Raw genomic sequence first — 9,125 nt, 5'->3', positions numbered from 1 at the left:
CGGAGGCGGTGCTCGCCGCCTGCGACTTCGAGCTGGCGGACGGCGCCGCACGCCGGCTCGGACCGCAGGCGCGCGCCGGCTGGAGCGAGCGGGTGGAGGCGCTGGGAACCCAAGGACTGCGGGTCATCGCCTGCGCCGTGCGCACCGACGCCTGGGCCGATGCCGCGCCCTATGAGGGCCTCACCCTCATCGGTCTCGTGGGGCTGGAGGACCCGCCGCGGCCGGATGTGCCCGCCGCCATCGCCGACTGCCGGCGCGCAGGCATCCGCGTCGTCATGGTCACCGGCGACCATGCGGTGACGGCCCGCGCCATCGCCCGTCAGGTGGGGCTGGCGCCGGACGGTGCGGACATCGCCGTCGCCGAGGGCGGGCGGTGGGCGAGCTCGTGCGCGGGGGCGCGGTCTCGCGGGTGGACGTGTTCGCCCGCGTCAGCCCATCCGAGAAGCTCGATCTGGTGCGCGCCTGGCAGAAAGCGGGCGCCGTGGTGGCCATGACCGGCGACGGGGTGAACGACGCCCCAGCCCTGAAGCAGGCGGACATCGGCGTCGCCATGGGCCAGCGCGGCACCGACGTGGCGCGCGAGGCCGCCGCCATGATCCTGATGGACGATGCCTTCCCCACCATCGTCAAGGCGATCCGCGAGGGGCGGGTGATCTTCGCCAACATCCGCCGGCTGGTGGCCTTCCTTTTGGCCTGCAACCTCAGCGAGGTGCTGGTGGTGGGCATCGCCGTGCTCTCCACCCTGCCGTTGCCGATCCTGCCGCTGCAGATCCTCTATCTCAACCTCGTCACCGACGTGTTCCCCGCCTTCGCGCTCGCCTTGGGCGAAGGCGACCGGCATGTGCTGGAGCGCGCGCCGCGCGATCCCAAGGAGCCGCTCCTCGGCCGGAGGCAGTGGCGTGGCATCGTCCTGCATGCGGGGGCGATCACGCTCGCGACCTTTTCCGCCCTCGGCTATGCCGTGTGGGGCCTTCGCCTCGACGGGGCAGGGATCGTCACGGTGAGCTTCCTCACGCTCGCATTCGCCCAGCTCTGGCACGTCTTCAACATGCGCCAGGCGGACGCAGGCCTGGTGCGCAACGAGATCACTGCCAATGGCTGGGTCTGGGGCGCGCTGGCGTTGTGCACCGGCCTGCTGGCGATCCCACCTTACGTGCCGCCCCTCGCCGGCGTGCTGCAACTCGTGCCGCCGGACGCGGCCATGTGGATCGCCATCCTCGGCTTCAGCCTGCTGCCGCTCGCCCTCGGCGAGGCCGGCCGCGCCCTGACCGCCCTCGGACAAGCGTCAAACGACGCTCAGAAGTGATAGCCGATGCTGAACATGGGGCCGTGCAGGGTGGTGTTGTAACGGAAGTTCTGGCGCGGCCCGGTGATGGATTCGTAGTCGGTATAGAGCGCCCGGTAGCCGATGGCGGTGGACCAGGACTTGTTCCAATTGTAGCCCACCGCGACGAAGCCCTGGGAGGTCAGCTTCGAGCCGAGGCCGAAGCCGCCCACGTCCGCGATGGCGTTGAGGAACCAGCGCTCGTTGAACTGATACTGGAGCATCAGGCCGAACACCGGGTCCAGCCAGTCCTTCACGTCCGAGGACGACAGGCCGAACGGCAGGCCCGCGGGCGTGAGCGTGGTGTCGACGCTCAGGCGCTGATAGCGGAAGCCGGCGGTGGCGCTGAGGTCGAAATTGTCCGGCCCCACGGGCAGCCGGTAGCCGGCAATGCCCTGCATCACCAGCAGGCGCTGGCTGAAGTCCAGCTGCGGCCCGGCGAAGCCGACCGTCTTGTCGGCGGACAGCTTCGACCAGAACACGTCGGCGAGCAGGGTCCAGTCGCCGTTCTTGGCGAGAAAGTCGCCCATGATCGCGCCGTCGAGGTGGCCGAGGATGTCGCCGAAGCTCACATTGACCGGAATCGACGGCAGATTGCGCGCGCCGATGTCGCCGGTGAGGCTGGTGGCCCAGCCGTACAAGGTGGCCTGGAACTCCCAGCCGGACGCGGGCGCGGCCGGCGCGGCCGGCGTCGTCAGGTCGGCGGCGCGGACCGGCGGGACAACCGCCATGGCGGCGAGGAGCGCCGCGGCGAGACGTGCCGACCTCGGTGAACCCAGACCCAGACCCAGACCCATGACACGCCCCCGCCCGCACCTTTGTGCGCCGGGGAATCTTAGGCGAATTTCCATGCGGCGACAGGGGGCTGGACGGCCCCGCTTGCGCCAGCGCGCGCTGCATGGCGCCGACGCAACACCTTGGGCGCCTGCGGCTAAAGTCTTTATGTGTCATAGACTTGCGCCTAGGTACCCCACCGCCCGCCGGTCGCGCCGAGCGGTTCCGCAGCGGGACACCGGCATTCTGGCCGCAAAGATCAAGCCGCCGCGGCTCTCCCGGATGCCGTCCGCCTCAGCCGGCGCGCCGGAGCCACAGGCTCATCAGCTCGGCCCGGCTGCGGACGCCGAACTTGCGGAAGATGCTGGTGACGTGCTGGTGCGCGGTGGAGGTGGCGATCTCCGCCTGCCGGGCGATTTCCTTTTCCGATGCCTTGGTGAGCAGAAGTTGCAGCACCCGCCGCTCGGCCGGCGTCAGTGGCGCCGAGGCCGCGAGCAGTCCGGAGCCCATCATCAGATGGCGGTGGAACCACTTGATGCCCCGCAGGGCGTAGCCGAGGAGCGCGATCGCGTCGGGCGAAAACGGCCGGTCGGCATAAAAGCCGAAATGGGATTCGCAGTCCTGGTTCAGCGGGAAGGCGACAAAGACCGCGTCCCGCGTGCCCACGGCTTCGTAGTGGCGCCGGTAGAAGGCGGTCTCGAACCAGTCCGCCGGCAGATCGCGCCGGAAGGCATAGGTGCGGAAGGCGCCCACATCCCGCATTGGCAAGAGGAAGGACGGGTCGATCTCACGCCGTTCCCACTCCTTCAGGATCTCCTTGAAGTGGCCCTCGTCCTCATGGGGGGCCACTGGCTTCAGCGCCTGAACCGCGGCGACGCGCCAGCCCCGGAGCGGATCGCCCTCCGCCGCGCCCCCGACCCGGACCGCTCCGGCCCAGGTGGCGTTCCAGGCGCCCGTGGCCGCGCACAGCACGTCCATCAGATGCGCCGCGGCCGGCTCGCACTGCCCGGCCTCGAATTCCGAAAGGTCATCCCAGAGCGCGAACACACGCGCCTGCACGTCTGCGATCATTGCCATGACTCAAAGCCGGCGCGCCGCGGCGCGCTCCGATCCCGCGCAACAGCCTGTAGTCAAGGTGAAGCTCGCGCGCAACCGGCCGGCGCCGCGGCTCAGTCGCGGAAATAGTCCGGCCAGCGTGCCCGCAGGTCGGCGGTGAAGGCGAGCGACTTCGACAGGTGGGCGCGTAGCGCCTCCTGCGCCTCCACCACGTCGCCGGAAGCGATGCCGGCGACATGGCACGGTGGTCGGCGATCACCTGCGCCGCCTTGCCGGGCATGGGCAGATGCAGGCGGCGGATGCGATCGATATGGCCGGAATAGCGGCGCACCATCGCATGCAGGCCGGCAATATCCGCGGTCTCGAAGAACACGCGGTGGAATTCGCGGTCGGCCGTCTCGAAGCCCGGGAGATCGCCGCGGCCGAGCAGCGTCGCCTGCACCTCGATCACGGTCTCCAGGCGCGCCACCACGGCGGCGCGGTCTACAGAGAGGGTGATGGTGCGCACCGCCTCCTGCTCCAGCGAGCGGCGCAGGAACTGGGCCTGGCGCGCCAGCTTCAGGTCGATGGGGCTGACGATGGTGGCGTGCTGGGGGAAGATCTCCACCAGCCCCTCCTCCTGCAGCCGCATCAGCGCGTCGCGCACCGGGGTGGAGGAGAAGCCGAACAGCTCCTGAAGCTCGGCCCGCGAGATCAGGGTGCCCGGCGGCAGCTCCAGCGCGATGATGCGTTCGCGCAGATAGTCGAACACCTGCGGCGCCGCATGACGGGACGGATCGCGGGGCGGCCTTGCGGAGGAGAGCAGGGAGTCCATGGCGCTGAGCATAGCCCAGTTCGTGTTTGACTTCACTAATGCATTAGCGTTTTAATCCACCAGCCGGACCCGCAGAACGAGAGCCTAAGGCCGTGGACGCGACCGGCGCCGCCCGCAAGGGCTGGGGGGAGCCGCAGCGCCACGCCAATCTGAGGCCGCGTCTCCGCCCTCATCGCGTCCAAGCGACAGGAGGAAACATGTCCCGCTTGAAGATCATCCCGCTCGCGCTCGCCGCGGCGTTCGCGTGCGCGCCGGTCGCTCCGCCCAGACCGTTTCCCGATCGGCCGATCACGGTGGTGGTGCCGTTCCCGCCCGGCGGCGCCTCCGACAGCACCGCCCGCTTCATCCAGCCGAAGATGCAGGAGAAGCTCGGCCAGACCGTGGTGATCGACAACCGTCCCGGCGCGAACGGCGCCAACGGCGCGAGCCACGTGAAGGGCCAGGCGCCGGACGGCTACACCCTGCTGGTGGGCTCCATCGGCGTGTTCGCCATCAACCCGGCGCTCAACCCCAATCTCAGCTACCAGCCGGGCAAGGACCTCGACCTCCTCACGGTCGCGGTGCGTACCCCCAATGTGCTGGTGGCCAATCCCGATTTCCCGGTGAACTCGGTCAAGGAACTGGTCGACCATCTCAAGAAGAACCCGGAGAAGGTGACGTTCGCCTCCTCCGGCGTCGGCTCCTCGGACCACCTGACGGCGGCCCTGTTCTGGCAGAAGACCGGCACCAGCGGCGTCCACGTGCCCTACAAGGGCGGCGGACCGGCGATCGCCGATCTGATCGCCGGCCACGCCAACGTGTCGTTCCAGAATCTCGGCGCGGTGGCGAACCAGATCAAGGCCGGCAAGCTGAAGGCGCTGGCGGTCACGGCGAACGAGCGCAATGCGGTGCTGCCCGACGTGCCCACCATGAAGGAGGCCGGCGTCGACGGCATCGACGTCTATTCCTGGCAGGCGGCCGCCGCCCCCAAGGGACTGCCGGCCCCGGTGAAGGCCAAGCTCTACGAGGCGCTGAAGGCGAGCCTCAACGACCCCGAGGTGAAGGCCAAGTTCAACGGCCTCGGCTTCGATGTGGTGGCCATCACGCCCGAGGAATTCGTCGTCTTCCGCAATGGCGAGGAACAGCGCTGGCGCGAGGTGGTGAAGACCGGAAAGATCGAGACCAACTGACGATGAGTCGCCGGGCCTCCCGTCGAGGCCCGGCCGTTCCCGAGGACAATTTCATGACGCCCCCCAAGAGCCCCGACGCGCTGCGCAGCGCCCGCTGGTTCGCCGATGACGACCTGCGCAGCTTCGGCCATCGCTCGCGGCTGCGGCAGATGGGCTACGCGCCCGAGGACTGGGCCGGCAAGCCGGTGATCGCCATCCTCAACACCTGGTCGGATTTCAATTCCTGCCACGCCCACTTCAAGGACCGCGTGGCGGACATCAAGCGCGGCGTGTTCCAGGCCGGCGGCTTCCCGCTGGAGATCCCGGTGCACTCCGTGTCCGAGACCTTCCTCAAGCCCACCTCCATGCTCTACCGCAACATGCTGGCCATGGAGGTGGAGGAGGTGATCCGCGCCCACCCGGTGGACGGGGCGGTGCTGATGGGCGGCTGCGACAAGTCCACCCCCGCGCTCCTGATGGGCGCCACCAGCGCCGGCGTGCCGGCCATCTACGTGCCGGCCGGGCCGATGCTGCGCGGCAACTGGAACGGCAAGATGCTGGGCTCCGGCTCGGATGCCTGGAAGTTCTGGGACGAGCGGCGCGCCGGCAACATCGACCAGGAGGCCTGGAACGAGATCGAGGGCGGCATCGCCCGCTCCTACGGCCACTGCATGACCATGGGCACCGCCAGCACCATGACCGCCATCGCCGAGGCGATCGGCATGACGCTGCCCGGCGCCTCTTCCATCCCCGCCGCCGATGCCAGCCACATGCGCATGTGCGCGGCCTCCGGCCGGCGCATCGTCGACATGGTGTGGGAGGACCTCGTGCCGGCCCGCATCCAGACCCGTCCGGCGTTCTTGAACGCCATCACGGTGGCCATGGCCATGGGCTGCTCCACCAACGCCATCATCCACCTGATCGCCCAGGCGCGGCGCGCCGGCTGCGACATCTCGCTCGACGATTTCGACCAGGCGAGCCGCATCGTGCCGGTGCTCGCCAATGTGCGGCCCTCGGGCGAGGCCTATCTGATGGAGGACTTCTACTTTGCCGGCGGCCTGCCGGCGCTGATGGGACGCCTCAAGCCACTGCTTCATCTCGATGCGCTCACGGTCTGCGGCCGCAGTCTCGGCGCGACCCTGGAGGGCGCCACGGTCTATAATGACGACGTGATCCGCCCGCTGGACAATCCGATCTATGCCGAGGGCGCGCTCGCCGTGCTGCGCGGCAACCTCGCGCCCGACGGCTGCGTCATCAAGCCGAGCGCCTGCGCGCCGCACCTGCGGGTCCATACCGGGCCGGCGCTGGTGTTCGACGACTATCCCAGCATGAAGGCGGCGGTGGAGGACGAGAGCCTCGACGTGACGCCCGACCACGTCCTCGTCCTGCGCAATGCCGGCCCGCTGGGCGGGCCGGGCATGCCGGAATGGGGCATGCTGCCGATCCCCAAGAAGCTGGTGAAGCAGGGCGTGCGTGACATGCTGCGGATCTCCGATTCCCGCATGAGCGGCACCAGCTACGGCGCCTGCATCCTGCACGTGGCGCCGGAGAGCTATGTGGGCGGCCCGCTGGCGCTCATCGCCACCGGCGACCTGGTGCGCGTGGACGTGCCGAACCGCAGCATCGACATGCTGGTGCCGGAGGAGGAACTGGCGCGCCGCCGCGCCGCTCTGCCCGCCCCGGAGCCGCGTTTCGAGCGCGGCTATGGCTGGATGTTCTCGCGCCATATCGGCCAGGCCAATGAGGGCTGCGACTTCGACTTCCTTGAGACCGCCTTCGGCGCCCCCGTCGGCGAGCCCGCCATTTACTGACGAAGAAGGACCATTCCCTTGGACGTGCCTGCCAACACCTTCAAGCGCGCCATCCATGCCGGCCGCCAGCAGATCGGCCTGTGGTCGAGCCTTGCCAACCATGTGTCGGTGGAGATCCTCGCCGGCTCGGGCTTCGACTGGCTGCTGATCGACACCGAGCACTCGCCCAACGAGCTGCCGCAGGTGGTGAACCAGCTTCACGCCATGATGGAATATCCGGCGACCCAGCCCATCGTGCGCCCGCCGGTGAACGACACCGTCGTCATCAAGCGCTTCCTCGATGCCGGGGTGCAGAGCTTCCTGATCCCCATGGTGGACACGCCCGAGCAGGCGGCCGCTGCGGTCGCCGCCACGCGCTATCCGCCGCACGGGGTGCGCGGCTTCGCCTCCGCCTCGCGCGCCTCGCGCTACGGCCGGGTGAGCGACTATTATGCCCGCGCCCACGAGGAGATCTGCGTGCTGGTGCAGATCGAATCCAAGCTCGGCCTCGACCATCTCGACGCCATCGCCGCCGTGCCGGGGGTGGACGGCGTGTTCATCGGCCCCGGCGACCTCTCCGCCGCGCTCGGCCATCTGGGCGGGCAGGGGGACGAGGCCATCGTCACGCTGATCGAGGACATGATCGCCCGCATCGGCAAGGCCGGGAACCGCGCCGGCATCCTCACCGGCGACGAGGCGCTGGCGCGCCGCTACATCGCCGCCGGCAGCGTGTTCACCGCCGTCGGCTCCGACGTGGGCATCCTGGCCCGCGGGTCGGAGGCGCTGGCGCGAAAGTTCCGGGGCTGAGCGAAGGGCCGGCGGTCTTCGCCGGCCCGTCCGGCTCTCGGCAGCAGGGTTCTCGGCCGGTGCCGTGCGCGCCGGACAGGCGGCGCGGGGGATGCCCCGACCCGCGCCGGGGCAGGATGCTGGCGGCTCTTTGCATTCGTGCAAGTCAGACTTTCCCGAGGCTCTTACACATTGCGTCCCGGCGTCGGGACGCCATCTCTTCCGCAGGCGCCGCTCCCGCGCCGTACGGAAAGGACATGCTATGGGCCTGCTCGTCGACGGCGTCTGGCAAGACCAGTGGTACGACACCAAGGCCACCGGCGGCCGGTTCGAGCGGCAGGCCTCGCGCTTCCGCAACTTCGTCACCGCAGAGGGCGGGGCCGGCCCCACCGGCGAGGGCGGGTTTCGGGCCGAAGCGGGGCGCTATCATCTCTACGTTTCGCTCGCCTGTCCCTGGGCCCACCGCACGCTCATCGTGCGCGCGCTGAAGGGGCTGGAGGACGCCATTTCGGTGAGCGTGGTGGAGCCGTTCATGGGCGCGGATGGCTGGACCTTCGCCGCGCCGGACCCGATCCTCGGCAAGACCCGCCTCCATGAGGTCTACACCGCCGCCGACCCGGCCTATTCCGGCCGCGTGACGGTGCCGGTGCTGTGGGACAAGGCGCGCGGCACCATCGTCAGCAACGAATCCGCCGAGATCATCCGCATGCTCAATGCCGCCTTCGCGGCGGTGACGGACGTGGCGATCGACCTTTATCCCGCCCCGCTCCGGGCCGAGATCGACGCGGTGAACGACCGCGTCTACCCGGACGTGAACAACGGCGTCTACCGCGCCGGCTTCGCCACCACGCAGGCGGCCTATGAGGAGGCGGTGGCCCAGCTGTTCCGCCAGCTCGACTGGCTCGAGGAGCGGCTGTCGCGCCAGCCCTTCCTCGCCGGCGACGTGCTGACCGAGGCGGACGTGCGGCTGTTCACGACATTGGTGCGGTTCGACGCGGTCTATGTCGGGCACTTCAAGTGCAACATCCGCCGCATCGCCGACTATCCGGCGCTGTCCAATTATCTGCGCGCGCTCTACCAGCTGCCGCAGGTGCGCCCCACCGTGGATTTCACCCACATCAAGCGGCACTATTACGAGAGCCACAAGACCATCAATCCCACCGGCATCGTGCCGGCCGGCCCGGCTCTGGACCTCGACGCCCCGCACGACCGCGCTCCGGTCGCGTTCGCGGAAACTCAGGCGCCGTAGATCCAGCCATAGCGCTTGAGCAGGCTGTCGCCACCGGTGCGGCGCAGCACCAGGTCGCGCGCCATGCGCGGCGGGCCGGAGAGGTGGTAGACGATGCCGTTGCGCCGTGCCGCCCCCTGGATCATGGCGGTGCGCGCGCGCCGCGCCGCCTCGTAGGCGCGCAAGCGGGCTCGGCCCTGGGGTC

Annotated in this window: 9 protein-coding genes and 1 pseudogene; 6 read left to right on the top strand and 4 right to left on the bottom strand. The window is 69.5% G+C overall.

All coding sequences use genetic code 11. The features are described from left to right. Positions 1 to 494, top strand: a 494-nt coding sequence (locus AC2W7M_RS13800; RefSeq protein WP_486132845.1) for an HAD family hydrolase, incomplete at its 5' end; no start/stop codon positions are given. Continuing rightward, positions 386 to 1,306 carry an HAD-IC family P-type ATPase gene (locus AC2W7M_RS13795; RefSeq protein ID WP_486132846.1) on the top strand — a complete coding sequence of 307 codons (921 nt, stop codon included), beginning with the start codon at positions 386 to 388 and terminating at the stop codon, positions 1,304 to 1,306. The genes AC2W7M_RS13800 and AC2W7M_RS13795, both read left to right, overlap by 109 nt. Here AC2W7M_RS13795 and AC2W7M_RS13790 read toward each other — a convergent pair. The 3 genes from AC2W7M_RS13790 to AC2W7M_RS13780 form a co-directional block, all read right to left on the bottom strand. Next, a complete protein-coding gene (locus tag AC2W7M_RS13790) occupies positions 1,297 to 2,121 on the bottom strand; it encodes a hypothetical protein (protein ID WP_486132844.1) in 825 nt (274 codons plus the stop codon). The genes AC2W7M_RS13795 and AC2W7M_RS13790 overlap by 10 nt on opposite strands. A 271-nt stretch (positions 2,122 to 2,392) precedes the next feature. Beyond that, entirely contained in the window at positions 2,393 to 3,157 is a 765-nt protein-coding gene (locus AC2W7M_RS13785) for a helix-turn-helix transcriptional regulator (RefSeq protein ID WP_486132843.1), read from the bottom strand. Further along, a complete protein-coding gene (locus AC2W7M_RS13780; protein WP_486132842.1) occupies positions 3,126 to 3,968 on the bottom strand; it encodes a GntR family transcriptional regulator in 843 nt (280 codons plus the stop codon). Before AC2W7M_RS13780 ends, AC2W7M_RS13785 begins: the two co-directional genes overlap by 32 nt. Before the next feature lie 197 nt (positions 3,969 to 4,165). Here AC2W7M_RS13780 and AC2W7M_RS13775 point away from each other — a divergent pair, with 197 nt between their 5' ends. The 4 genes from AC2W7M_RS13775 (at position 4,166) to AC2W7M_RS13760 (ending at position 8,941) form a co-directional block, all read left to right on the top strand. Then, positions 4,166 to 5,137 (top strand): Bug family tripartite tricarboxylate transporter substrate binding protein, encoded by a 972-nt coding sequence (locus tag AC2W7M_RS13775; protein WP_486132841.1) that lies wholly within the window; start codon positions 4,166 to 4,168, stop codon positions 5,135 to 5,137. Positions 5,138 to 5,190: 53 nt separating this feature from the next. Further along, positions 5,191 to 6,927 (top strand): L-arabinonate dehydratase, encoded by a 1,737-nt coding sequence (araD, locus tag AC2W7M_RS13770; protein WP_486132840.1) that lies wholly within the window; start codon positions 5,191 to 5,193, stop codon positions 6,925 to 6,927. Positions 6,928 to 6,945: 18 nt separating this feature from the next. After that, entirely contained in the window at positions 6,946 to 7,713 is a 768-nt protein-coding gene (locus AC2W7M_RS13765; protein ID WP_486132839.1) for an aldolase/citrate lyase family protein, read from the top strand. Positions 7,714 to 7,954: 241 nt separating this feature from the next. Further along, the gene (locus AC2W7M_RS13760; RefSeq protein WP_486132838.1) at positions 7,955 to 8,941 is read left to right on the top strand and encodes a glutathione S-transferase family protein; all 987 of its coding nucleotides are present in this window, start codon (positions 7,955 to 7,957) and stop codon (positions 8,939 to 8,941) included. Here AC2W7M_RS13760 and AC2W7M_RS13755 read toward each other — a convergent pair. Next, positions 8,929 to 9,125 (bottom strand): annotated as a pseudogene (locus AC2W7M_RS13755) (hypothetical protein); the annotation flags it as partial. The gene AC2W7M_RS13760 and the pseudogene AC2W7M_RS13755 overlap by 13 nt on opposite strands.

The organism is Xanthobacter sp. BG11Y11_SDJG (assembly GCF_057364445.1).
The sequence above is the reverse complement of the archived record's forward strand: the minus strand, read 5'-3'. Positions and strand labels throughout refer to the sequence as shown.